General features: G+C 68.2%; 16 protein-coding genes, 1 tRNA gene, 2 pseudogenes and 1 CRISPR repeat array (1 of these 20 running past the window's edge). Of the genes and pseudogenes, 9 read left to right on the top strand and 10 right to left on the bottom strand.

The annotated features are described in order from the left end of the window. Positions 1-3: 3 nt before the first annotated feature. The 3 genes from I6B53_RS09710 to I6B53_RS09720 are packed head-to-tail and all read right to left on the bottom strand — an operon-like array spanning position 4 to position 4,242. Entirely contained in the window at positions 4-2,931 is a 2,928-nt protein-coding gene (locus I6B53_RS09710) for a hypothetical protein (RefSeq protein WP_216764027.1), read from the bottom strand. A gap of 4 nt (positions 2,932-2,935) precedes the next feature. Next, entirely contained in the window at positions 2,936-3,655 is a 720-nt protein-coding gene (locus I6B53_RS09715) for an ABC transporter ATP-binding protein (RefSeq protein WP_216764028.1), read from the bottom strand. Continuing rightward, the gene (locus tag I6B53_RS09720; RefSeq protein ID WP_216764029.1) at positions 3,652-4,242 is read right to left on the bottom strand and encodes a PadR family transcriptional regulator; all 591 of its coding nucleotides are present in this window, start codon (positions 4,240-4,242) and stop codon (positions 3,652-3,654) included. Before I6B53_RS09720 ends, I6B53_RS09715 begins: the two co-directional genes overlap by 4 nt. A 266-nt stretch (positions 4,243-4,508) precedes the next feature. On the opposite strand from I6B53_RS09720, the gene I6B53_RS09725 reads away from it, so the two are divergent. The 5 genes from I6B53_RS09725 (at position 4,509) to I6B53_RS09745 (ending at position 10,569) form a co-directional block, all read left to right on the top strand. Beyond that, complete coding sequence (locus I6B53_RS09725) at positions 4,509-6,260, top strand: ABC transporter ATP-binding protein (RefSeq protein WP_216764030.1); 1,752 nt, start codon at positions 4,509-4,511, stop codon at positions 6,258-6,260. Continuing rightward, a complete protein-coding gene (locus I6B53_RS09730; protein WP_216764031.1) occupies positions 6,257-8,158 on the top strand; it encodes an ABC transporter ATP-binding protein in 1,902 nt (633 codons plus the stop codon). Before I6B53_RS09725 ends, I6B53_RS09730 begins: the two co-directional genes overlap by 4 nt. A gap of 92 nt (positions 8,159-8,250) precedes the next feature. Then, positions 8,251-9,099, top strand: coding sequence for an aldo/keto reductase (locus I6B53_RS09735; RefSeq protein WP_216764032.1), 849 nt, complete (start codon positions 8,251-8,253; stop codon positions 9,097-9,099). Positions 9,100-9,258: 159 nt separating this feature from the next. Beyond that, positions 9,259-10,110 (top strand): hypothetical protein, encoded by an 852-nt coding sequence (locus tag I6B53_RS09740; protein ID WP_216764033.1) that lies wholly within the window; start codon positions 9,259-9,261, stop codon positions 10,108-10,110. Positions 10,111-10,119: 9 nt separating this feature from the next. After that, positions 10,120-10,569 carry an ACT domain-containing protein gene (locus tag I6B53_RS09745; RefSeq protein WP_253953862.1) on the top strand — a complete coding sequence of 150 codons (450 nt, stop codon included), beginning with the start codon at positions 10,120-10,122 and terminating at the stop codon, positions 10,567-10,569. Between the two features lie 84 nt (positions 10,570-10,653). Here I6B53_RS09745 and I6B53_RS09750 read toward each other — a convergent pair whose 3' ends face one another. Beyond that, positions 10,654-11,841, bottom strand: a complete 1,188-nt coding sequence (locus I6B53_RS09750) for an NADH:flavin oxidoreductase/NADH oxidase (protein WP_216764034.1) — start codon at positions 11,839-11,841, stop codon at positions 10,654-10,656. 151 nt (positions 11,842-11,992) lie between these two features. On the opposite strand from I6B53_RS09750, the gene I6B53_RS09755 reads away from it, so the two are divergent. After that, positions 11,993-13,312: a DUF4921 family protein gene (locus tag I6B53_RS09755; RefSeq protein ID WP_216764035.1), complete on the top strand. Its 1,320-nt coding sequence runs from the start codon at positions 11,993-11,995 to the stop codon at positions 13,310-13,312. A 56-nt stretch (positions 13,313-13,368) separates the two neighbouring features. Here the strand turns inward: I6B53_RS09755 and I6B53_RS09760 are convergent, their stop codons facing one another. Continuing rightward, a complete protein-coding gene (locus tag I6B53_RS09760) occupies positions 13,369-14,610 on the bottom strand; it encodes a hypothetical protein (RefSeq protein WP_216764036.1) in 1,242 nt (413 codons plus the stop codon). Positions 14,611-14,828: 218 nt separating this feature from the next. On the opposite strand from I6B53_RS09760, the gene I6B53_RS09765 reads away from it, so the two are divergent. Then, positions 14,829-15,077, top strand: a complete 249-nt coding sequence (locus I6B53_RS09765) for a DUF4235 domain-containing protein (RefSeq protein ID WP_253953863.1) — start codon at positions 14,829-14,831, stop codon at positions 15,075-15,077. Between the two features lie 49 nt (positions 15,078-15,126). Here the strand turns inward: I6B53_RS09765 and I6B53_RS09770 are convergent, their stop codons facing one another. The 3 genes and pseudogenes from I6B53_RS09770 to I6B53_RS11135 form a co-directional block, all read right to left on the bottom strand. Beyond that, positions 15,127-15,486: a sterol carrier family protein gene (locus I6B53_RS09770; RefSeq protein ID WP_216764037.1), complete on the bottom strand. Its 360-nt coding sequence runs from the start codon at positions 15,484-15,486 to the stop codon at positions 15,127-15,129. A gap of 94 nt (positions 15,487-15,580) precedes the next feature. Further along, positions 15,581-17,110: pseudogene (locus I6B53_RS11315) on the bottom strand (Na+/H+ antiporter NhaC family protein). Positions 17,111-17,274: 164 nt separating this feature from the next. Then, a pseudogene (locus I6B53_RS11135) lies at positions 17,275-18,711 on the bottom strand (alpha-L-fucosidase). Between the two features lie 160 nt (positions 18,712-18,871). Here I6B53_RS11135 and I6B53_RS09800 point away from each other — a divergent pair. Continuing rightward, positions 18,872-18,961 (top strand) — tRNA-Ser (locus tag I6B53_RS09800). 96 nt (positions 18,962-19,057) lie between these two features. On the opposite strand, the gene I6B53_RS09805 is transcribed toward I6B53_RS09800, so the two are convergent. Next, positions 19,058-19,807, bottom strand: coding sequence for a FadR/GntR family transcriptional regulator (locus tag I6B53_RS09805; protein WP_216764042.1), 750 nt, complete (start codon positions 19,805-19,807; stop codon positions 19,058-19,060). 136 nt (positions 19,808-19,943) lie between these two features. Further along, on the bottom strand, positions 19,944-20,483 hold the full coding sequence (locus I6B53_RS09810) for a hypothetical protein (RefSeq protein ID WP_216764043.1): 540 nt from the start codon (positions 20,481-20,483) through the stop codon (positions 19,944-19,946). A 220-nt stretch (positions 20,484-20,703) separates the two neighbouring features. On the opposite strand from I6B53_RS09810, the gene I6B53_RS11140 reads away from it, so the two are divergent. After that, positions 20,704-22,782 carry a BCCT family transporter gene (locus I6B53_RS11140; RefSeq protein ID WP_253953864.1) on the top strand — a complete coding sequence of 693 codons (2,079 nt, stop codon included), beginning with the start codon at positions 20,704-20,706 and terminating at the stop codon, positions 22,780-22,782. A gap of 724 nt (positions 22,783-23,506) precedes the next feature. After that, positions 23,507-24,448: a CRISPR direct-repeat array (repeat unit 36 nt; unit sequence CCCTCAATGAAGCGCAGCCCCCGAAGGAGCTGCAAC) (it continues 533 nt past the right edge of the window).

Below are 24,448 nucleotides of genomic sequence, written 5' to 3' on the forward strand. Positions count from 1 at the left end.
GCCTCACCAGCGCCGGCCGGACAGTCGCACGCGCCTGGGGGTGACGACCATGGCCAGGCCGGCGGCCAGGAGGGGTGGCAGCACGGCCAACGCGACCAGGGCCTCCAGGGGCAGGATGGGCACCGGCACCACGCCTGCGTCGCCGAGACCGGCCGCCAGGGCGGACACCAGCGAGGCGCTGACGAGGACTCCGACCAGGACGGCCAGCGGGATCGTGTGCAGGCACAGGATGAGCACCTGGGCGGCCTGCATCCGGCGTTTGGCCCACACGTCGGCGCCCACGGCGTCAAGGATGTCCATGTCCTCGCGCGACTCCACCGACGCGGTCACCAGGACCAGCAGGACACTCATGAGCACGCCGAGGACGGTTGCCAGGGCCGCCAGGGTCGACATGAAGGTCGTGTCGCCGTCGGGCGCCAGGAACATCGCCGTCACGCCGGGCACCCGGTCACGGACCGTGGCCTCGACCTCGGGCCGCTCCAGGGGCGTCGGCGCCTGCGCGGTGGCCACGAGGATTCCCAGCAGGTCGTCGGGGACGTCGAGGGCGGTGGCCGCTCGGGGTGAAAGGACCAGGGTGTGGATCCCGTCGAGGGCGAGTGCGGGTAGGCGGACGCGAGTCACCCCTTGGTTCGCATCGCCGGCCCGGTCCTCCTCGCCTCCTGTCCGCGCCCCCGCCGGGGCCCCCTGCTGGGAAGCCTCCGCGCATCCGGCCTGGACCGGCCGCGCCTCCAATTGCACGGTCCCGTCCTCGTCCACGGCGGTGCCCTCGGGGACGAGGACGCCCCCGCGTCCCAGGACCGCTCGGGCCGCGTCCAATTCGGCCCCCTCCGCAAAACGCGCCAGGGCGAGCCACGCGCCGTCGTCGACGACGTGCAGAGGGTGGGGCTCCTCCGTGAGGACTTCAGGAGCCGGCAAGCCGATGACGGCGGGGCGGCAGGTCGGCGGCGTGTAGGGCCTGCCGGCCACCTCGACCACACGTCGGGTTCCCGAGTCCGTGGGCGAGGGGACGCTGCCGCGCACGGGGACGCTGGAGGTGATCCCGAGCTCGGCCTCCACCGCCGTGACACCCCGTTCCAACAGCTCGTAGTGGGACTTCGCGTCACGTTGCAGGGGGCTGGCGGCCAGGAAGACCTGGTCGGCGCAGCCGATGTGAGGATCGGCGTTCCACCGGTACTGCTCCAGGGAGCGAGTGACCACCAGTGAACCCACGGAGATGACCATGACGACGACGATGGCGGCCATTGCGGGAAGGGAGCGGTGCCCGTTGCGCACCGTCTCACGCAGACCCAGGCGCCAGGACAGGAAACGCCCGTCCGAGGCGTGGCGCCATCCGGTCAGCAGCCAAGGCAGCGACCCGATGAGGCCTCCCACCACGGGGAATGCGAACAACAGGACGCCGAGGATCGATGCTGCCGCCTGCGCCCAGTAGACCCCGATCAGGCCCGCGACCAGCATCACCGGGAACCAAGGAGAGCGCAGCACCATGCGCGAACGCAGGTGACGCCTGCGGTGGATCACTGCCACCACGGAGGTCCGCAGGGCGCTCAGAGCGGGCCACAGTGCGGCGACGAGGCAGATGAACTGGGGCACCACCAAGGAGCCGACCAGGACCAGGGTCGAACCGGCCGACAGGGGAACTCCCAGGCGCTCTGCGGCGAACCATGTGGCCAGGAAGGTTCCGATGAGGGAGGTCAGGCCGCACAGGACACCGGTGATCGCGCCGAAGGCCGTGACCATCGCGAATCTGTCCGCTGGGCGTGCGCCGATCGTCGCCATCAGGGCGAGGCTGGGGTTCATGACGCGTTGGAAGGTGAAGAACACGGGCATGGCCAGCAGGACCAGCTCGGTGAGGTAGAGCAGCAGCGAGATCGCCAGGACCACGGCTCGCCCGGCGCCCCGTGTCTGGCCGTCCAGGACCTCGACGAACCTGGGGACGATGTGGGTGCTGGGACCAAGGACGGCCCGGCCGCCGGTGTCGGCAGAACCGACAGCGCTGTCGGAGGCCGTGGAGTCCGCGGTGGTGGAGGCGCGCGGCAGGGCGTTTTCGGGGTCCCCGGCCCCGTCGGGCACCGCACGGGAGACCACCCCGTACCCGTGGTCGTTGAAGACCCGAACGTTGTCCCAGGTGACATCCGTATCACCGACCAGCAGCCACGAGGTTTGGCGTTGTGAGGTGGGAGAGTCCCCGGACACGGGGATGGTGCCCACACCGACCACCACTGTCGAATCACCGGCGGCGATGCCGACGATGCGGGCGTTGACGCGAGTGGTGGCGCTGTCCTGGGCGCCCGTGCGCACCACGAGTTGCACGGTGGCCCCCTGCTGGAGCCCCCAGCGTTCAAGGAGGTCGCGCGGGACCAGTGCCTGCCAGGCGGAAAGCTCGTCAGCGCACGGCGGGGCGAATCCCAGCAGGTCGGGGCGCCTGACCTGGACGACGGGCACCTCCACGCGCTCTCTTCGCCTCTCCAGGGGAAAGACCCTGACCTGGTTGAAGCGGTCCACGCGCAGGGGCTTGACGCCCGGCGGGGACATTCGGGCGACGTCCTGGCGCGCGTGGTCACGTTCGGAGACGAAGGCCATCGGATCGAGCGGCTCCCTGGAAGGACTCGTGTCCTCGTGTCGCCCCGCCCTCGTGTGCCCCCCACGAGGACGCACCTCCATGCCGAGCATGTCCTGGTCGACCGGCCCCAGGGCGGTCCTGGTCGCCACGGCGCGCACACTCGGATCCGGGCCGAGGATCTGGGTGAGGTGGTACTGGTCCGAATCCAGCATGACTGCGACATTGACCACCGTCAGGGTGATGACCACCGGCAGTGAGATGACCAGGACGACGATGCCCAACCAGCCGGGACGCTGCCCTGCCGCGCGCAGGGCCAGACGCAGCGCAATGGCGATCCTGCCCCAGGTCAGTGTGCCGACGCCCCGTCGCACGATGTCATTCCCCGAGCAGGGCGCGCACGTCGTCCGCACCCGTGCAGTCGATGATCCGCCCGTCACGCAGGAACAGGGTCCGGTCCGCCCAAGCGGCGAAGCGGGCCTCGTGTGTGACCAGCAGTCCGGCGGCCCCGGCGTCCACGTGGTCGCGCATGAGGACCATCACCTGGTCCCCGCCGGCCAGGTCGAGGGCGCCCGTGGGTTCGTCTGCCAAAAGCAACGACCTCTGTCCGACCAGGGCACGGGCAATGGCGGCCCTTTGTGCCTGGCCGCCGGAGAGTTCGTCGGGGAAACGGTGGCAGAGGTCGCCGATGCCGACCGCCTCCAGGGCACTCAGTGCTGCTTCCATCGCCTCGGCTGACGGTGTCCCGTCGAGTTCCAGGGGCAGGGCGACATTCTCCGCCGTGGACAGGCCCGGAAGCAGATTCGCCTCTTGGAAGACGTATCCGACCGAGCGTCTGCGCACGCGGGCGCGGTCGTGCTCCGACATGGCGGTGACGTCCTCGCCTCCCAGCCACACGCGCCCTTCGGTGGGGATCTCCAGGGAGCCGGCCACGTGCAACAAGGTCGACTTTCCGGACCCGGAAGGGCCCATGACGGCCAGGAGTTCTCCGGCGCGCAGGGTCAGGTCGACTCCTGACAGAGCCCGCACCTGGGTGGGGCCCCGTCCGTGGACGTGTCCCACGCCCTCCAGACGGAGGAGCACCTCCGAGGAGGTCATTTCACCCCGGCAACTTCACGAGTCTCGGCCACACGGCGACCCTTGGCGCGGGCGAATGCCGCGCGGCGGGCGACTTCGGCCACTGCGCCGGACTCGACGTGGTCGAGCCAGTTGAGTTCGGCCTCGAGTTCGAAGACGTGGCGTTCCAGGATGAGCTTCCACGCAAGTTCGGAGTCGTCGGCGGAGGCCTTGAGCCTGGTGAGGTCGCGCAGGGTCTGGACGCTGGCGCGACGCTGGGCCTGGATCATGGCGGTGACGTCCACCGTCGGGTCGGCGGCCACCACGGCCAGCTTCATGACCAGCTCGTCACGGTCGGGGCGCTCGCGCAGGACCGGCGTCGACCACCACTCATCCAGTTCGCGACGCCCTTCGGCGGTGAGTTCGAAGACTTCGGAGTCACGTCCGGAATTGGTCTCTCCATGGGAGCTGACGAATCCGTCGCGCTCCAGGCGCTGCATCGTCTGGTAGACCTGTCCGATGTTCAGTGGCCATGCCCCGCAGGTCTGCTCCTCGAACATTTGCTTGAGGCGGTAGACGCCTGACGGCTGCTGACAAACGAGGGCGAGCAGGGCATTACGGACGGACATCAGGACTCTCCTCAGGAGTGGGCGGCTGCTTTTGTGTGAGGGGGCACGCGGCGCATCCGGCCGTGTACGTTGCACAGCATATGTGCTGGACAGGCATGCCCCCTACAAAATCCCGCTCTTGTATGAACACTCACTCTGAGTGACATTGACTCACCCCGGCGGCGTAGTGTTGGTGTGGTCCAGCGTTTGCCCGCCCCAGCAACCGCACAGTCCTGCCCTTTTCCCCGAACGGAGAACACGTGCTCTGGAGATTCACACGCCAGTACATGAGCACCCGCTGGGTCGAGGTCCTCATGGTCCTCGCCCTGCAGGTGGCAGCCACTGTGGCCGCCCTCGAGCTGCCCGGTCTCAACGCCCGCATCATCGACGAGGGCGTCGCCAAGGCCGACACCGAGACCATCTGGCGGCTCGGAGTGTGGATGCTGCTGCTCACCCTGGGTCAGGCCGTGGCCACCGCCATCGCCGTGTTCCTGGGTTCGCGCATCTCGATGGGCATGGGCGCATGGCTGCGACACAGGATCTTCACCCACGCCCAGGAATTCTCCGCACAGGACATGCGCCACTTCGGCGCAGCCTCATTGGTGACACGTTCGACCAATGACGTCCAACAGGTCCAGATGGTGGTCCTCATGGCTTTTGCCATCATGGTCCAGGCACCCATCATGGGCATTGGCGGACTTTTCATGGCCGTACGCCAGGACGCGAAACTCTCCCTGCTGTTCCTCGTGATGATTCCCGTTCTGGCCCTACTCATCGGAATCCTCATGCGATTCCTGGGCCCGCAGTTCGCCCTGCAGCAGACACGCATCGACCAGATGAACACGGTCCTGCGTGAGGAACTCACGGGCGTGCGCGTCGTGCGCGCATTCGTGCGTCAACCCTTCATGGCCCAGCGCTACACCGACGCCAACGACGCCCTGAAGAAGGTCGCAATGACCATCGGCGCCCTCTTTGCCCTCATGTTCCCCCTGGTGGGACTGGTGATCTCCGCCTCCAACATCGCGGTCATCTGGTACGGCGGGCACCTCATCGACACCGGCGACATGGAAGTCGGCTCCCTCTTCGCCTTCATCAACTACGTCGGCATGATCTTCATGGCGGTGATGATGTCGTCGATGATCTTCATCATGGTGCCGCGCGCGGCCATTGCGGCCACCCGCGTGGGTGAGGTCATCGACCACGAACCCTCCGTCCGCACCCCGGCCTCGCCGGTGGTCCCCCAGGACGCCACCTCGGGCCCGAGCGCCCCGGACAAGAACGGACGAGGGCGGTGGACCTTCTCCTTCGAGGACATGTCCCTGCAGTACCCGGGGGCCGAGGACCCGGTGCTCTCCGGCATCGACCTGACCCTGACCCCCGGCACCACCACGGCCGTCATCGGCTCGACCGGGTCCGGCAAGACCACGCTGGTGAATCTGCTGCCGCGCCTCATGGACCCCACAGGCGGGCAGGTGCTGGCCAACGGGGTTCCGGTGGACGCCATCGACCTGGACCTTCTGCGCTCGCGGATCGCCATGGTCCCCCAGAAGACGCACCTGTTCTCCGGGACGATCGCCTCGAACGTGTCCGGGGTCGAACACCCCGACGCGGTCCAACGCGAGCGCGTGGCGTGGGCGCTGCGCGGGGCCCGGGCCAGCGAATTCGTCGACCGTCTCGACCTGGGCATCGATTCACCCGTGGAACCGGGCGGCAAGAACTTCTCCGGCGGCCAGCGTCAGCGCCTGTCCATCGCGCGCGCCCTGTACCGTGACGCGGACCTGTACATCTTCGACGACTCCTTTTCGGCCCTGGACGCGGCCACCGACGCGGCCCTGCGCCGCTCGCTGCACGAATACACGGGACGGGCGGCCGTCCTCGTCGTCGCCCAGAGGGTCGCCTCCATCAAGGACGCCACGACGATCATCGTCCTGGAGGACGGGCGGATCGTGGGACGCGGCTCGCACGCACTGCTGCTCGGCACCTGCAACACCTACCGAGAGATCGTCGCCTCCCAGAAGAAGCAGGAGGACGCAGCATGAGCGGCGGACCCCACGGCCGTGGAGCCGGAATCGACCCCACCCAGCGTTCGGCGAACTTCGTGCCGACCCTGCGCCGCCTCGTCGGCGAGCTGGGCCCCGAGAAGTGGCGGGTGGGTCTTGGCCTGGTCTTCACCGCTGCGGCGGTGGTCCTGTCCGTCCTGGCCCCCAAGGTCCTGGGCAAGGGCACCGACCTCATCTTCGAGGGCGTCATCGGTCGCGTCATCGAGCAGTTCCCGTCCAAGCAGGCGGCCGTGGAAGCCATGAAGGCGGCCGGCCAGGACGAGATGGCCACGATGCTCGCAGCCATGAACGTCACCCCCGGTGCCGGCATCGACTTCGCCGCCCTGGGGAGGATCGTCCTCATCGTCATCGCCCTGTACCTCGGGTCGGCGCTGCTCAGCTGGATCACCGGCATGGTGCTGCGCACGGCGGTGCAGAACACCGGGTGGCGTCTGCGCGACAAGGTGCACAGGAAGATCGAGTCCCTGCCCTTGTCGTACTTGGACCGCTCCTCTCGCGGCGACCTCATGTCGCGTGTGTCCAATGACGTCGACAACGTCACCCAGGTCCTCAACCAGACCCTGTCGCAGTTCTTCCAGTCGATCCTCACGGTCCTCGGCATCCTCGGGATGATGGCGTCGATGTCGCTCGGCCTGACCGGCTTGGCGATGGTCGTCCTACCTGTGGGCATGGTGGTCGTCGGCGTACTCATGTCGCGTGCGCAGCCGCAGTTCAAGGCCCAGTGGAAGTCGACCGGCGACGTGTCGGGCGTGGTGGAGGAAGCCATGTCCGGGCACACCGTGGCCGCCCTGTACGGGTTGGAGAAGCGCTTCACCGACGACTTCAACCGTTCCAACACGGAGCTCTACGAGTCCTCCTTCAGGGCCCAGTTCGTCTCCAACCTGGTGATGCCCATCATGAACATGGTCTCCAGCGCCTCCTACGTCATCGTGGCGGTCGGTGGAGGCCTCATGGTCGCCCAGGGCGCGATGAGCCTGGGTGACGTGCAGGCTTTCATCCAGTACTCGCGCCAGTTCACCCAGCCGCTGGGCTCGCTGGCGTCGATGGCGAACATGTTGCAGTCGGGTGCAGCCAGCGCCGAACGCATCTTCGAGTTCCTCGACGCCCCCGAGATGGACGAGGACACCGGCACGGCCACCGTCGCCCAGCCCGTGCGCGGCCGCATCGTCTTCGACCACGTGCACTTCTCCTACGTGCCGGGGGAACCCGTCATCAAGGACCTGTCCCTGACGGTCGAGCCAGGTCAGATGGTGGCGATCATCGGGCCGACGGGCGCCGGCAAGACGACCCTTGTCAACCTGCTCATGCGTTTCTACGAGTTGGAGTCGGGCAGCATCACCATCGACGGGGTCGACATCCGCGACATGTCGCGCGACGAGTTGCGCGGCCACATGGGCATGGTCCTGCAGGACACGTGGCTCTTCGACGGCACCATCGAGCAGAACATCGCCTTCGGCCGCGACGGCGCCACCCACGAGCAGGTGGTCGAGGCCGCGAAGGCCACCGCCGTGGACCGCCTGGTGCGTCAGCTGCCGGAGGGCTACGAGACGATGGTCGGCGACGAGTCCGACGCCCTGTCGGCCGGCGAGCGTCAGCTGGTGACGATCGCCAGGGCCTTCATCTCCGAGCCGGACCTGCTGATCCTGGACGAGGCGACCTCGTCGGTGGACACCCGCACCGAGGTCCTGGTCCAGCGGGCAATGGACCGCCTGCGTCACGGGCGCACGGCCTTCGTCATCGCCCACCGCCTGTCCACCATCCGTGACGCGGACCTCATCCTGGTCATGGAAGAGGGCGATGTGGTGGAGACGGGCCGCCACGAGGACCTGCTGGCCCTGGACGGGGCGTACGCGCGTCTGTACCGCGCCAGCGTGTGAGTGCGGGCGGCGCGTGGGCGCTCCGCCCTTGTCGTGCACGCTGCTGCTCCTGACTCCTCCCGGTGGGGCGGGAGCCGCCATAGGGTTGGCGCATGAGCGCCGACCTGATTCCCTTCCTTCCGCTGGCCACCGGAGCGACCATCCCGCAGCTGGGTTTCGGCACGTACAAGGTGGCTCCCGAGGAGGCCTTCGACGCGGTCACCACGGCCCTGGAGCTCGGCTACCGGCACGTCGACACGGCGCAGATGTACCGCAACGAGGCCGAGGTGGGCCTGGCCATCGAGGCCTCTCCCGTCCCTCGCGAGCAGGTCTTCCTCACGACGAAGCTCGACAACGCCAATCACGAGGCCGATGTGGCGCGCCGGTCCTTCGAGCGTTCCCTGGAGGACTTGCGCACGGATCACGTCGACCTGTTCCTCATCCACTGGCCGCTGCCCACCTTGTACGGCGGGGACTTCTTGGCGTGTTGGCGGGTGTTGGAGGAGTTCCATGCCGATGGGCGCGCGCGGGCGATCGGCGTGTCGAATTTCCAGCCGAGCCACCTGGAGCAGATCCTGGCCGGCTGCGATGTGCCGCCCATGGTCAACCAGGTCGAGGCGCACCCCTTCATGGCCAATGGCGCGGTCCACGACTTCGACGCCGCCCACGGGATCCTCACCGAGGCGTGGTCGCCTCTGGCCAGGGGCCGGGCGGTCACGGACCCGACATTGGGGCGGATCGGTCGGGCGCACGGGGTCAGTGCCTCGCAGGTGGCGTTGAGGTGGGCGATCCAGCGCGGTGACGTGGTCTTCCCCAAGTCGGTGCACCGTGGACGTCAGGTGCAGAACCTTGACGTCTTCTCCTTCGTCCTGTCCGAGGACGAGGTCGCCCTCGTCGGATCCTTGGACGAGGGCGAGGCGGGTCGCTGCGGCTCCCACCCCGACACGATGAATCGCCTGTGACCCCTCCTTCCCCTCTCTCCCCGGCTCCTTCCCCTCCTCCCATTTTGCCGAGATTCGTCCTGGACGCCCGGAAGGACGAATCTCACGAAATGACGGACGAATCTCACCGATCGACGGACGAATCTCGCGGGGTGGGTGGGGGCGTGGGAGACTTCCCCGGTGACTCTCCTTGCCGTTGCCCTCGCCTTCGCGGCACTGGTCATCGTCGTGCACACGGTGTTCCAACTGGCCCATCTGGCTCTGATCTCCACCGGCCACCCGTGGTACATGGCCCAGCTGCGCGCCCGCAGCGCCCAGCACCTCACCCAACTCGGACACCGCCCCGAGGCCTTCACCCAGCGGCTTCGACGCCACGTGATGTCCACGTTCAATGTGCCCTTTTCCGCGGCCGACCGCGAATACCGCCTGCGTGAACGCATCGCTGGACTGCACCGACAGGTCAGCGCCCACCCGCCCGAAGTCGCACGCCAGGAATGGATGCAGGCCACCGGCGCCCTGGCCCGCCTGACCGGACACGAGGTGCCCGCAGGGATCGAGGAGCACGTCCGCCAGGAAGTCGCCGCCGCCATGGCGGCGCACCCGGGCCAGTTGAGCGGCGCCGCCGCACCCACCTCGACGGACCTGGACATCCTGGCGCGCCTGCGCATGAGAACCGGCCAAGTGGCTTGGCTCCTGCGGCGCCCTTCGGTCGAGGCCCGGCCTCCTCTGGCGTTCGTCCTCGGCCCCTTGGCGGACCTGCTCGACCACGCCGGACGCGGGACGACGGTCGGGCTGTTCATCGGATTGTCGATGGCTTTGGCCCTGAAGGATCCTCTGGCCACCCCGGTGGCGGCAGTGCCCCTGGTCGGCACTTTGGCGGGGGCGCTCGGGTACTCGTTGCGGCTTGCGGTCGTCCTGGAGCCCGAACGACCGTGGCGGGCCGCCGCCAAGGCCTTGGCGTGGTTGGTGCTGGCACTGGTCTTGTTCACCTTCCTCGCGTGGCGGCTCATGTCAGGCGCGCCTCTTTCGTGAGGCGGACGAATGTGCGCCGAGGGCGCAGTGGCGGCTATGGTCATCGGCATGCCGACGATGTCCGAACTCGACCAAGCCCTTGCCACTTTGGATCCCACGCTGGAGGGCTTCTACGCCTTTGCCTTGGTCGACGAGGTGCCGGAAGGGTTGAGACCCTTCGCCGTCATCCCCGACCGGGACGAGTGGACCGTGGTCCTGGACGTGGACCAGGCGCGTGAGAAGGGCCTGCCCACCGACGAGGTCTACGCGAAGGTTTCCCTTGGCCTGACCTCGGCGCTGGCGGCGGTCGGCGTGACCGCGTCCATCGCGCAGGTCCTGTCCTCACGGTCGATCACCGCCAACTTCATCGCCTCGAACAGGACCAACCACCTCTTCGTCCAGAAGGACCGCGCCCAGGAGGCACTGTCCCTTCTCTCCGAGTTGGGTCGAAGCGCCCGCGGCTGGCTGCCGCAGGTCTGACCTCCCGTTTCCCGCAGACACCCGCCGCGACGAGTGCGCCGAGCCGGCTGGTCCGGCCCGGCGCCTTCTCCTCGGCTCGCCCGCTCAGTGGCGCGCGCTGGAGCGCGCGTAGGGGCGCGGCAGCCCCGCAGGCTCGCCCAGCGCCGCACCCGCACGCATCCGCGAGCGCCACGCGAGCATGAGCATCGGGTCGCTGAGCAGGGGCCGCCCGACCTCGACGATGTCCGCGCTGCCGTCAAGGATGATCTGTTCGGCCTGCTCCGGTGAGGTGATGAGTCCGGCGGCACTGACCGGCACGGGCGCCGTCCCGCCCGGCCCTGCGGCCGCCTCGTGCAGGGCGGCACGCACGGCCCGCGCGGCGAAGACCTGGTAGCCGGGCCCCGCGGGCACCTTCGCGTCGGCCACATTGCCGCCGGTGGAGACGTTCAGGACGTCCGCCCCGTCCCCCACCAGCAGCACGCCGAGGGCGCAGGTCTCCTCAAGGGTCCATCCCGGGCGGCCGTCACTCGGATACTCCTGCATCCAGTCGGTGGCGCTCAGACGCACGGCCAGCACCCCGTCGGGCACGGCGGCGCGCACTGCGCGCACGACCTCGCGCAGCAGACGCGTGCGGCCCTCGAAGTCGCCGCCCCACCGGTCCTCGCGCCGGTTGGAGGCGGGCGAGAGGAACTGGTGCATGAGGTACCCGTGGGCCCCGTGGATCTGGACGCCGTCGAATCCGGCTTCGACGGCGCGGCGCGCGGCGGCGGCGAAGGCCTGCGGGAGTGCGGCGACCTCGGCCTCGTCCAGGGCGCGCGGGACGTTCCATCCGGGTGCGAAGGGGAGGGCGGAGGGTGCCGGCACCTGCCAAGCACCCTCCTCGGGTCGTGCGGGACGCTCCCCCAGGTCGTACTCCATGACTGTGGAGCCCTTGCGTCCGGCGTGGACCAGCTGGACCAGGGCCAGGGCGCCGCCCGCGTGGATGGCGTCGGCCACGCGGGCAAAGGCGGGGATCTGCGAGTCGTCGTGCAGGCTCAGGCAATTCACCGAGATTCGTCCTTCGGGCACCACCCCGGTGGCCTCGACGACCACTGCGCCGACGCCGCCCATGGCGTGTGAGCCGTAGTGGATGACGTGGAAGTCGGTGGGGCGGCCCAGGTGGCCCTCCCCCGAGCGGCGGGCGCCGATCCAGCTGGGGGCGGCCCCATCGGTGGACGGGGCCGCATCCGCCTCCGTGGACGAGGCAGGTGCCGCGCCCTGGTCAACGCCGGAAGATGCTTGATAGGTGCACATGGGAGGCATCCACACGCGCGTGGGACTTGTCGAAGGGCCAACGGACACTGGGGTGAAGAGGCGACTGCGGCTCATGTGACGAGCTTATTCCTTCAGCACCACCACCTTCAGAGATCCCAGCCGGAGACTTTGCCCTCGCTAGACTTGGGGCATGTCCAAGCAGCGCCCCTCGGCCGACTCCGCCATCCACAGATTGGCGGATGGAACCGTCAAACAGAGGAATCTGCTGACCGGAACCGAGGTGTGGACCGTGCCCGGGCGCGGACACCGCCCCCTGCAACCCGCCGGCGAGCAGCCGACCCCCATCGATCACACCCGCGACGGTCACCACTGCGCCTTCTGCGAGTCCCGCTACCTGGAGACCCCGCCCGAGAAGGCCCGTCTGGTGCGCGATGCCGACGGCTCGTGGCGCGAACTCACCGGACTGCCCGCCGAGCACTTGGACGACACGGTGGCCGAATTCCGCCGCATCCCGAACCTGTTCGAGATCGTCTCCTACAACTACTGGCTCCTCAACCACGGGCACGTGCCCTCCGAGGCCGAGCACCGCCGCATGGCCCAGTACTTGGCGTCCTCGCAGGGTTATGACCACGTGTTGGGGGTGGTGCGGGCGCGCCTGCGCGCCTCCGGGATGGACCAGGCGGACTTCGCCGCACTGTCGGACTCGGACCTGCTGCGCCAGGCCAACGGGTTCTTCTCCGGCGGGCACGACCTGATCATCGGCAGGCGCCACTTCGTCGACGGCGCCCAGGACTCCTCACAGCTGGCTTCCTCGGGCACCTTGAGCCCCGAGGAGCACCACCAGTACACGGCTTTCACGGCGCGTTCCATGGCCGACCTGTACGGGTTGGACCCTGCGGTGCGCTACGTGGCGACCTTCCAGAACTGGCTGAAGGCCGCCGGGGCCTCCTTCGACCACCTGCACAAGCAGCTTGTGGCCATTGACGACCATTCGGTGCAGACCCAGGCCGAGTTGGATCGTCTGCGCAAGGACCCGGACATCTACGCCGAGATCCTCAAGGTGGCGGCCACCCGGAAACTGCTGGTCGCCCAGAACGACCACGCGGTGGCAATGGCGGGCTTCGGGCACCGTTACCCGACGTTGGCGGTGTGGCCCCTGCACGCCCCGCGCAACCCGTGGGAGGTCGACGAGGAGGTCATGCGCGCCACCTCGGACCTGCTGCACGCCATGCATGCGGCGACAGGCTCCGGGGTGCCCTGCAATGAGGAGTGGTACCACCGTCCGCCTGACATGGAGGTGCCGATGCGCTGGCGGATCCTGCTCAAGTGGCGGATCTCGACGATCGCCGGCTTCGAGGGCGGGACCCGCATCTACCTGAACACCTTGGACCCGTGGGCGGTGCACCAGCGCGTGTTGGAGAGCCTGACCCGGATGCGCGAGGCGGGCGCAATCGCCCCGATGCGCCTGGGCGAGGAGTGCCGGGTCAGCCCCGACCTGTTGCGCGACTGAGGCTGAGGCCTGCGGGAGGAGGGCGGACCTGTCGCGCCCCGCACCACCGGGGGCGGTCAGGAACGCGGGAGAGCCTTCCAGGCCTCGATGAGGCCCGCCACGGTCTTCGGATCGTTCTCGCCGGCCTCCAGACCCGCCGCGTCGGCGGTGGGCGCCAGGAACCATCCTGCGGGACTCTCCGCATCGACCTGGGCCAGTGGGGCCGCCCAGCCAGTGCGGCCGATGAGGGCCTGACCGGCGTCCTGCGTGAGGGCCGTGAGGAAGGACGTGGCACCTGCGGTGTTGGAGGCCCCCTCGAGCAGGGAGGCTCGCAGGGTGCGCGCCAGGCAGGTGCCGCCGATGACGGCTGCCGTGGTCTGGGCTCCCGAGGCGTCACCGGCACGCACGAGCAGCGACTGGGTGCCGACGATGATCGGCCTGGAGCCTTCAGCGGGGATCGAGGGGTCCTCGACGACCGGGTGAGTGCGGGAACCCGACTGGGCGGACTGGGCGCCCTCGCCCCCGTCCCCTGCGGCCAACGCCCAGTGGGTGTCGCGTGTGCGCACGTAGGCGCCACCCGTCCAGGCGTCCAGGGCGCGGTCGGCGTCTCCCTGGACGATCCTGACTCCCTTGGCGCCCAGGTCCGCGACGAAGGCGGCCGCCTCCTCCCCCTTGACCTTGGCCAGGTACTGGGCGAAGGCTCGCCCTTCGGCAAAGTGTTCCGGGTCGGGCACGGCCAGCAGTCCTGCGCGGTCGGATTGTGCCAACTCGTCCAGGTTTGTCGGCATGGCCGCACCATTGGCGGAGAACCACGACAGGTCGGCCACTGCGCACACGTCATCGCGCCCGTAGGCCAGTGCGGCGGGGGCTCCCGCCAGCTCCGTGTCCTTCACAGGTGTCACGTCCTGGGGGGCGGTTCCGGGCAGTGCGCCGTCGGCTGCGGCAGCCAGGGTGTCAGCGTCATCCATGCCGACCATGACGTCGGCGCGCCCTCGCGCGTCGGCGGCGGAGGCCACGGCGACCGGCACGAGCGTGTACCCGGAGGCGTCCTCGAATGCGGAGACGAATGAGGCGGGCAGGGGATGGCCGAGTGGGTGTGCGACGCGCACCTGGCCCGAGCCCCTGGGCAGGGACAGGGCGGCCTCGGCGGCGCCTGATTGTCCGGATTCGCCGGTGTCGACGCGGGCCGACTGGGCGGCGAAGGGGTCGTCGAAGGGGGAGGCGCCCTGGCCGGCTGCGGGTGTGCACCCGCCCAGGAGTGCGGCTCCAGTGGCAAGGAGCGCGATCGCTCGCACGCGAATGGTGCCGGAGGTGCGCATGTGTTTCCCTTCGATGGACTGGGGCCAGTCTAGATTCCGTGGGCCCCTTGGAGGTGGGCCGGCCACGGCGTGCCCGCCTGAGCGGGATCCTCCCAGGACGAGGGCGGGGCGGCCACCGTGCAGAGTCTGCGACGATCCTGCGCCCAAAGGCGCTGGTGGTGCATGATGGACGCCGTGGCCCTGGGTGGCCCGGCCGACATGAGCGAAGGAGAACGATCGTGGACATCGGGTGGAAGATCGCCAGCACCGGCGCAGTCGCGTTGTCGGCCCTGGTCGCCGGGAAGATCGTCGAGGTCGCCTGGCGTGGCATCACGGGCACCGACGTGCCCGGCGACGATGACGACACCGACCTCATCGCCTTGGTGGCTTTCGCCGCCGTGTCCGCGGGTGTGGTGGCCGTGGCGCAACACTATGCGCTGCGCCGGGCACGCAAGTGGTACGGCCCGGAGCGCATCACCGCGGGCTGAACCCGGTCCGGCCCGCCCCTGCCGGGTGCGTGCCCCTCGTCCCTCACCGTCACAGGAGCGGAAGGTGGGCCGACAGGTCGGTCCGCTCGCCCGAGGCGGCCACCGCGTTGGCGGTGACGGCCTCGTCCCAGGTGAGCACGCCGGTGGCCAGTTGCAGCCATGTGTGAGGGTCGGTCTCGACCACGGCGGGCGGTGTTCCGCGGCGGTGGCTGGTACCGGTGAGGATCTGGACGGCGCCCGCAGGCGGCACACGCACTTCGACCGCACGTCCTGGATGCAGGGCGCCGATTTCTTCAAGAGTCCACCGCACGGCCGTGAAGAGCGGAGCGCGCGGGGTCTCGCGCCCCAGGCGTCTCCACTGGTCCAGGGCTGCGGCGCCCTCCTGGTCACTGACTCGTCTTCTGGCCACCGGCCCAGCGTAGGCGGGACCGGTGGCCAGGACGTGTCGAAGCCGGGGTGTGGGGCCCGGTGTGCTTGGCAGGAGTCAGCCCGCCACCGCCCGGTCAGTCGGCCTGCCCGTCAACCTGCACCGTGGAGCCCGCCCCGGCTTCCACTTGGCGCCGGTCGACCTCCTTGTAGAAGCAGCCGATCCCCGTGAGCGCCAGGACGGGCGCCACGATGAAGTTCGTGATCTGCAAGAACATGAAGGGAAGGTAGTCGGCGTAGGCGACACCCAGTGTGGAGACCATGAAGATGCCGGTGGTCGTCCACGGAAGCATCGGCTCGATGAAGGTTCCGTAGTCCTCGATGGAACGCGACAGGACCTTGCGGGGAATGCGCGCCTCGTCGTACTTCGGGCCGAAGGCCGCGCCGACGATGAACGACGTCGCGTACTGGTTCGAGCTGAATCCGTTGACGAAGGCCGCGGAGATCAGCGAGGCCAGGATCGTGCCGGGCCGCGAGCGGATCGCGTGGAAGGCCTTGCCCACCACGGTGCCCATGGCGTCGATGACGTCCAGCGCGCCGATGAACATGAAGACGCACAGGGTGATGAGCACCGCCGAGGCCATCGAGTACAACCCGCCGCGTGAGACGATCGCCGTGGCCTGCTCGTTCAGCGTCACACCTTGGCCCAGCATCTCCGGCTTGAAGCCGTTGACCAGCGTGTCCACGACGTTGGCGAAGGACTGGCCCTGCGCGAACAGGGCCACCAGGGCGGCGGTGAGGATCGACAGGAAGAGGGTCGGCAGCGGGGGTTTGCGCCAGGCGGCACCGATGATGACCACGAGGATCGGCAGCAGCGGTCACACGCCGAAGGAGAAGGCTCCGGACAGTGAGTCGGCCGTGGGGCGCGTCAGGGCGTCGACGTCCGCGTGCCCGGTGGCGGGGACCATGAATCCGGCGATGCCGTACAGGACGGCGGCCACGATGTACGAGGGGCCCGTCGTGTTGACCATCGACCGGACGTGGTCGTAGACGGGCACACCGGCGCCCATTGCCGCCATGTTGGTCGTGTCGGACAGGGGCGAGATCTTGTCGCCGAAGTAGGCGCCGCCGATGATGGCGGCCGCCAGCAGACCCAAGTGTGCGCCCGTGGCGGTGCCCACGGCGACGAGGACGACGCCGATGGTTCCTGCAGAGCCCCACGAGGTGCCTGTGGCCAGCGAGAACACCGATGTGATGAGGAAGGCGACCAGGTAGATCCATGCGGGGTTGACCACCAGCATGCCCCAGTAGACGAGCATCGGGATGGTGCCCGAGGCGGTCCAGGATCCGATGAGGATGCCGATGGCCATGAGCATCCAGATGGCGGCCAGGGCGGTGCGGGTGCGCTCTCCCATCTTGACGGTGATCTCGTCGAAGGTGTGGCCGAGGCTGAACAGCAACAGCCAGGTGCACAGGGCCGCCAGGGAGAAGGTGAATTCCAGCGGCCAGGACGGCAGTTTGAAGACCAGGGGGCCGATGACCATGCCCCACAGGATCAGGGCGACCAGCAGGAGGATCGGGGCCAGCGCGTGCCAGAAGCGCACGGGTCGTCTTTGACGCGCGGGGGCTTCCTGTTCGGATTCGATGACTGTTTCGGTGGTGCTCATGGGGATTCCTTCACTGCAGGGGTGTCGTGTGCGGATGTGGTGTCGGACAGGGGCGGTGAGGGGGTCTCTGAGGGAAGGCCGGGGTCGGGCTCCGGCGGGGTGACGAAGACGGGGTGACGAGGGCGGGGCAGGTGCGATCGCGCCCTCGTCGGGTGTTCACCTGCTCATGAGGTCTGGGCGCAGGTCAGGTCGACTCGCACGACGGCAGGGCAGCCGTCGGCGCGAGGGGCGGGAGTTTGGAGGAAGAGAATTGCCCCGCCCTCGTCCCCGGTGTTGGCGGCGCCGGCAGCGGCCGCGCCCCGCTCCGTCCGGATCCGCAGGGGCTCGCCCGAGGTCAGGTCGACGGCGCCGGTGACCCCCACGCCGGCGGGTGCCTGCAGACGCAGTCCGCGCTCCCCTGCCCCCGCCTGGGCTTCGACGAAGAGGTACAGGGTCGAGCCCGTCAGGCGGGAATCTGCCGGGCTCGGGCGAGTGAGGGTCGGGTGGACCCCTTCGGGCACGCTCCAGCCTGCGGCCACTGCGCTTGCGTGGATGCCGGGGCCGGCCACGTCCATCCACGCCCCGATCTGGAGCAGCCTTTCCTGCTGGATGACGGGGATGCGTCCGTCGGCGGTGGGGCCGACGTCCAGAAGGAAGTGCCCGCCTTTGGCCACGGTCTGGGCGATGAGGGCGGTCAGTTGGCCGGCGGTGGCGTAGTCCTCGATGTTCTCGGCGCGGTTGTAGCCGTATGAGCCGCCGATGGCTCGCGACTCCTCCCACGGGTGGGCGCTGCCGAAGCCGTCGACGTCCTGGTATTCGGTGGAGTAGTAGTCGCCGTGAACTCCGGGCATGCCGACGTGGATGCGGTCGTTGACCACCACCTCGTCCCTGTTGCGGGCCTCGGTGTACAGTCATGTGAGCAATTCGCGGGTGCGCGTGTACTCCTCGCTGCAGTCCCACTCGCCGCCGTCGGTGAAGATCAGGCTGGGCCGGTAGCGTTCGTTGAGTTCGCGCCACTGGGGGTGCAGGATCTGGTCGGGGTAGGCCTCGGGGTCGATGCCGAATCGGCGCGCGTCGGCCTCGGGGATGAAGTGTTCGCCGTTCATGCGCCGACTGGTGTGGGTCTCCCACTCGATGATCGAGTAGTACAGGCCCATGCGCATTCCGGCTGCGCGCACCGCGTCAGCCAGTTCGCCGACCAGGTCGCGGCATGGGCCCACGTCACCGGAGTTCCAGCCGACCTTGTGGGGGTTGTCGGTGGGCCACAGGCAGTAGCCGTCGTGGTGCTTGCTGGTCAGGACCACGTAGCGCGCTCCGGCTCGCGCAAAGAGGTTCGCCCATCGGGCCGGGTCGAAGAGTTCGGCGGTCAATGCGGGGGCGAAGTCCCGGTAGGTGGCGTCCCCGTAGTGGGCCCGGTGGAATTCGCCGTCCCAGTTGCGGTAGCGCCCGTAGACGGAGGCGTAGTACCACTCGGCGTAGGAGCCGAAGCGTTCGGGTGACAGGGAGCGCTAGGCGGGCACGGAGTAGACGCCCCAGTGGACGAAGATCCCGAAGCGGTCGCGCAGGAACCATTCGGGGCAGGGGCGTGCATCGAGTTGGCTCCACGATTGGGGTTCGCTCATGGGTGCTCCTTCGAACCGGGTCCGGGGTGGTGGGCGGCGTCGTGATGAGGGCGGGGCGGGTTCTTGTCGACTGGTCGGGCCGCATGCGCGTCCCGTGGTCGGTGGCGCATGGCCACTGATTGGCCCTGGGGGCCGGGCATCGGGTAGTCTTGGCCGCCGAGGTGACGTGTCCGAGCGGCCGAAGGTGCAGCACTCGAAATGCTGTGTGGTGTCAAAGCCACCCTGGGTTCGAATCCCAGCGTCACCGCCAAGTGGATCCCGCGATGCCGACGAATTGTCGGGGTCGCGGGATTCTTCGTTGCGCCCGCTGTGGCGTGACAGGGCCGGCTTTCGGTTTTGCGCCCTCTCATGAGGGCCCCTCGGCTGCACGATCCCCATCTGTGGCCCGCCGGAACAGGTGAGGACTCGGGTGCAGGGCCTGCAGCCAGTAGCGGGTCGCGCGCACGTGCTCCATCGCCAGGGAACGCGCGCACGTGGGATCCCGGTCGATGACGGCCCGGGCAATGCGCAGGTGGGACTGGTCGCTGGAGGACTTGACGCCTTCGTCCAGGCCGGCGCCATGAATGTCGAAGTCCTTGCCGCGCGAGCGGATGATCTCCGACAAGGTGGCGCTCATCGGGTCGTCGGCGCCGCCTCCGATCGCGTCATGGAAATGCGAGTCCATGTCCTGGGCGGCCGGTGAAGGTGGTGTCCGTGAGAGTTCCTCGGCGATGTCGAGAAGTTCTCGGGCGCCGTCGGAGTCCATGCGTGCGGCGGCCAGGGCGGCCAAGTGGCCTTCGAGCAGTTCACGCAACCCCAGTAGTTCCAGGTAGGAGTCCAGGGGAAGCAGGGGGACCACGGCGGCGAATCCGCTGAAGACGTGCGGGGCGGACAGGTCCGTCAGACGAGGGCGGCGCCCGTTGCCGGTTTCGAGTACACCCACTGTGGCCAAGGTCTGCATGGCTTCACGTAGCGAGGGTCGTGACACCCCGAGTTGGGTGCACAGGTCGGCTTCGCTGGGCAGGACGTCGCCCGCATGCAGGTCTCCCTCGGCGATCATCCGGCACAGGCCTTCTCTGGCGACGTCCACGGCTCCCATGCGAGTGAGATTACTCACTCGCATGGGTGATTGTCAGACGATTGCTGGAAGTTTCAGAGGGAATCTCAGTGCGTGAGCGTCAGATCAGGGCTTTTGTCTGACGATTTGCCGATGGGTGGCTTCCGGGCGTCAGACACACAAGTGCGGGACGGCCTCAGAGTTCCTTGAGGCGCAACAGGATCTGGCCTGTGTCCTCGATCTTTGCGCCGGTGCGGCGACGGTAGGCGCGCACTGCTTCGAGCACCTCTCCCTGTCGCACCAGATCCGCCTCGCGCCGCTCCAGTGGCGGCAGGATGCGTCGAGGTTGGGCCTTGGCTGCGGCCTCGCCCTCGTCAACGCGGCCGACGGGGGACGAGGTGTCGGGGGCCGGCACGGTGGCGCCAGTGGCCGGAGCGTAGTTGTCCAGGCCGGGCAATTCGCCCTCGAGGCGCGCCAGCACCTCAAGGGCGCGCAAACGCATGGTCGCCTCGATCATTCCGCAGCCCAAGGTCCTGTTCAGACGCTCGACGGCGTCGATCTTGCGGCCTCTGGCAATGGTGACCAGCAGGGCCTTTTCGATCATCCTGCCTTCGGGCGTGGCGCGCAGCTGCGCGCGTGTGTCCTCCGCGCGGCGAATGGTCTCCCTGTCGACGCCGGGAACGTGCCGGAATCTCCACCACGCGTCGGCATGAATTCCGGGGTATTCGGTAGTCATGGGAACGATGTTACGTCTGTGAACCCTGTGGTTGTCCAGACAGTATCAAGTGGTCCGGGAATTCACGTGACTCACACACTTTCGCACGCTCAAATCACCGCCCGTGACCTGCGGTTTCGCAGGCCCCTTCCGGCGACCCCGCGACAAGTGTGGCGAACCTTTCTCGACAAGGTTGCCTGTTTTGAGCGGCTGCACCCCGGTCAAGTCCCATGACACCTCGATGCCACCCCGACCTGTCGCGGACTTGCGCACGGCAGCGGTTGCGACGAAAGTTGAACGCAAGGAGTCCGTCCTCGTCCCCGATCGGGACGGCGAGGCCCTGCCACTGCCCTCGGAGGTGCCGATGCCGTCCCGCGCCCACATGCGCCACGGTGACGCCCCTGCGCCCTCCCAGCGGCCGACCACCACTCGCGGTTTCAGGGCGAGCCTCCGTCAACGTCTGCGGACACGACCGCGCGCCGGATTGCAGGTCAATGTGCCGGTCTTCCTGACCGCCGCGGCCCTCATCATCGCCGTCGCCACAGCCGCCATCATCGCTCCCATGCAGGTCGCGGGCGCTTTCGGGATCGCGGTCGCCTGGGCGGGACGCACCTTCGGATCCTTCTACATCCTGCTGGCCACCACGGTCCTGCTTCTGGTGCTCACCCTGGCGCTCAGCCGATGGGGGCGGGTGCGCCTGGGCTCGGACACCTCGCGTCCGGAATTCTCCACCGGAGCGTGGGCGGCCATGCTCTTCGCCGCAGGCATCAGCACCGACATCATGTTCTACGCGGTGGCCGAGCCGATCGCCCAGTACATGGCGCCCCCCGACCCCTCGCACGCGCAAAGCATCGACGCCGCCCGTGAGGCCGTGGTACTGACCCTGTTCCACTACGGGCTGCACGGCTGGGGTCTGTACGCGCTGCTGGGAATGGCGTTGGCCTACTTTGCCCACAGGCGTGGCCGCCCCTTGTCCGTTCGCGAGCCGCTGCGGCCCCTGCTGGGCCGACACGTCGACGGGCCCATGGGACACGCGGTGGATGCTGCGGCGCTGGTCGGAGGCGTCTTCGGCATCGCCACCTCGCTGGGCATCGGCATCGTCCAGTTGAATGTGGGCCTGGAACTGGTCCTGGGCCTGCCCAGCGGTGTGGCCACACAGATCGGCCTGCTGGTCGTCGGAGTGACCATGGCAGCACTGTCGGCCGTCTCCGGTGTGGCCAAAGGCGTGAAGGTCCTGTCCGCGGTGAATGTCTACTTGGCGGCCACCTTGGCCGCGTGGGTCCTGGTGACCGGGCGCACCACTTTCCTCATTGACGCTGTCGTCCAGAATCTGGGGGATTTCGCGCGCTTGTTCCCGGCCCTGTCGTTGGAGACCTACGCCTGGTCACGGCCCGACGATTGGTTGAACTCGTGGACCCTGTTCTTCTGGGCGTGGTGGATCACATGGGCGGCTTTCGTCGGCCTGTTCCTGGCGAGGATCTCTCGCGGGCGGACAATTCGCCAGTTCGTCCTGGGCTCCCTGTCGATTCCTTTCGCCTATGTCGTCATGTGGGTGGGGGTGTTCGGGAATTCGGCGCTGGAACTGGTCCTGGGCCCGGGGGCGCTCGGGGGCATGGGGGCTTCCGGGGGTTCCGGCGCTTCGGGAGCTGTCGACAGCTCGGGTGCCGTCGACGCTTCTGGGGCAGCCGTCACCGCCGGCGCATTGGGCGGTGCCGGCAAGGAGTTCGCCGACACGGTCATGGCCAGGCCTGAACAGGGCATCTACCTGCTGTTGCAGCACTTCCCCGGCGCACCGGTGCTGATCCTGTTGGCTGTGGCCGTGGGATTGCTGTTCTACGTCACCAGCGCAGACTCCGGGGCCTTGGTCATGGCGGAGTTGTCCACCCGCCAGGTGGCCGGCCCCGTCTGGGGCGGGGACCAGGGCGGGGCCACGGACACGGGATTGGCGCGCTCTGAGCGCTCTGCTGAGTTTGCGGGGGACGGGATCGGCACCGAGGGGGTGGGTGCACTCGCGGACGGGGCCGACGCCGAAGGGGTGGGCGCACTCGCGGACGGGGCCGACGCCGATGGGGTGGGCGCACTTTCGGACGACTCGTCCGGATTCGACGCGATGGCCGTGCCCGTCGAATCCCAGGATCCTCCCCGCAGGTTGAGGATATTCTGGGCAGCCGTCACTGGAGTACTGACTCTGGCAATGCTGCTGGCGGGCGGCATTCCGGTCCTGCAGGCGGCGACGGTTGTCATGGCGTTGCCCTTCAGCTTCGTGGTCATCGCTGTGGCCGTCGGCCTCGTGAAGGAGCTCCGCAAACAGGAAGGCTGAGACCACTGCGTCACCTCTCCCTCTGCACCCCCCACGCCCCTGATTCCACCCCCCGATTCCGCTCCCCTATTCCGCACACAATGTGATGGTCACCCAGGACGCCATCAGCGCGTGGTCGCAGGTCAAAGTGTTCTTCGGGCCGTAGGGAGCGCCCAAATCCTGCGCATTGTGTGCGAACTGCCCGGCGGCGCAATAGCGTGTGGCGCCGTTCGGAGAAGAATGCCGACGATTTCCCTTTGATCGATCTCGAAATTCCGACTCGACGCTTGGTGACACCTGTGCATTTCACAAGGCGGGCACATCGATGTTTGACCGCACGTTGTCGATCGGGGTGTCACGATCGACCGACTCGGGTGAAGTTAAGCATCCCAAGGCGAGAAAGGCTCATGCATGATCGTCCAAGCTCGCACGCGACGAGCCGAGGGCTGAATGCTCGATCAGCATGTCGCCGTTGACCAACATCTGCTCACGCCCCCTTACACGAGATCGACCGCACGCCGCCGGAAAGCAATCAGATAATCGCACTTCCCATCCGAGTCATTCGGAGCAAGGTGACTCACTCATACTCGGATCGGTCCGCAGGCGCTCTATTTCCGCGAATTCAGGACGTAGACACTGAGCAGCAACGGCGCCTGGATCCACGATTTGACACATGCTTCCCTGTCTCCGCTTCCAACTGACGATGGCATCGAGAAGTCCGCCCAAGTCAACGCAATCAATGCGTCCCTCAATGAAGCGCAGCCCCCGAAGGAGCTGCAACTGCCAGCAGCGGGATCCCAGAGCGGACACTGATTCGCCCCTCAATGAAGCGCAGCCCCCGAAGGAGCTGCAACGACCCACAAAGGCGCGGTGTCCGACTCCAGGATGCCCCCTCAATGAAGCGCAGCCCCCGAAGGAGCTGCAACATGACCGTGAATGAGTGCATCGGGAGTACTGTGAATCACCCTCAATGAAGCGCAGCCCCCGAAGGAGCTGCAACCCGGTCGCATGGTCGGTTGGGCGACGGACACCGGCCCTCAATGAAGCGCAGCCCCCGAAGGAGCTGCAACTCGTGACCGTCGATGAAGAGGCCGGCGTGGCCGGCGAACCCTCAATGAAGCGCAGCCCCCGAAGGAGCTGCAACCGAGGCGGCGCTCCAGTTCCTCGTTGGAGACCGTCAGCCCTCAATGAAGCGCAGCCCCCGAAGGAGCTGCAACCGGGCACGGTGGCCGTCACCGATTGGGTGTCCGCCCCTCAATGAAGCGCAGCCCCCGAAGGAGCTGCAACTCGCCACGCCCAGGTGCGCGAGCTTCTGCCTGCCCTCCCCTCAATGAAGCGCAGCCCCCGAAGGAGCTGCAACCTCCCACAGCATCCGGTACCACTCGCGCTGCACCGCCCCTCAATGAAGCGCAGCCCCCGAAGGAGCTGCAACTGCCGGCGCCGTCGTCGTCGACCTGCCGTCGGACCACCCTCAATGAAGCGCAGCCCCCGAAGGAGCTGCAACTCGCGCGTCTGCCTGCCAGTAGGTTGCATCATCGGCCCCTCAATGAAGCGCAGCCCCCGAAGGAGCTGCAACCAGGCGGTAGGCCCCGTTGTGCCCCGACAAGATCACCCCTCAATGAAGCGCAGCCCCCCGAAGGAGCTGCAACAGCGCGACGGGCCTCACTGCCATGAAGAAGCGATCCCC

The organism is Schaalia sp. 19OD2882 (genome assembly GCF_018986735.1).
GTDB lineage: Bacteria > Actinomycetota > Actinomycetes > Actinomycetales > Actinomycetaceae > Pauljensenia.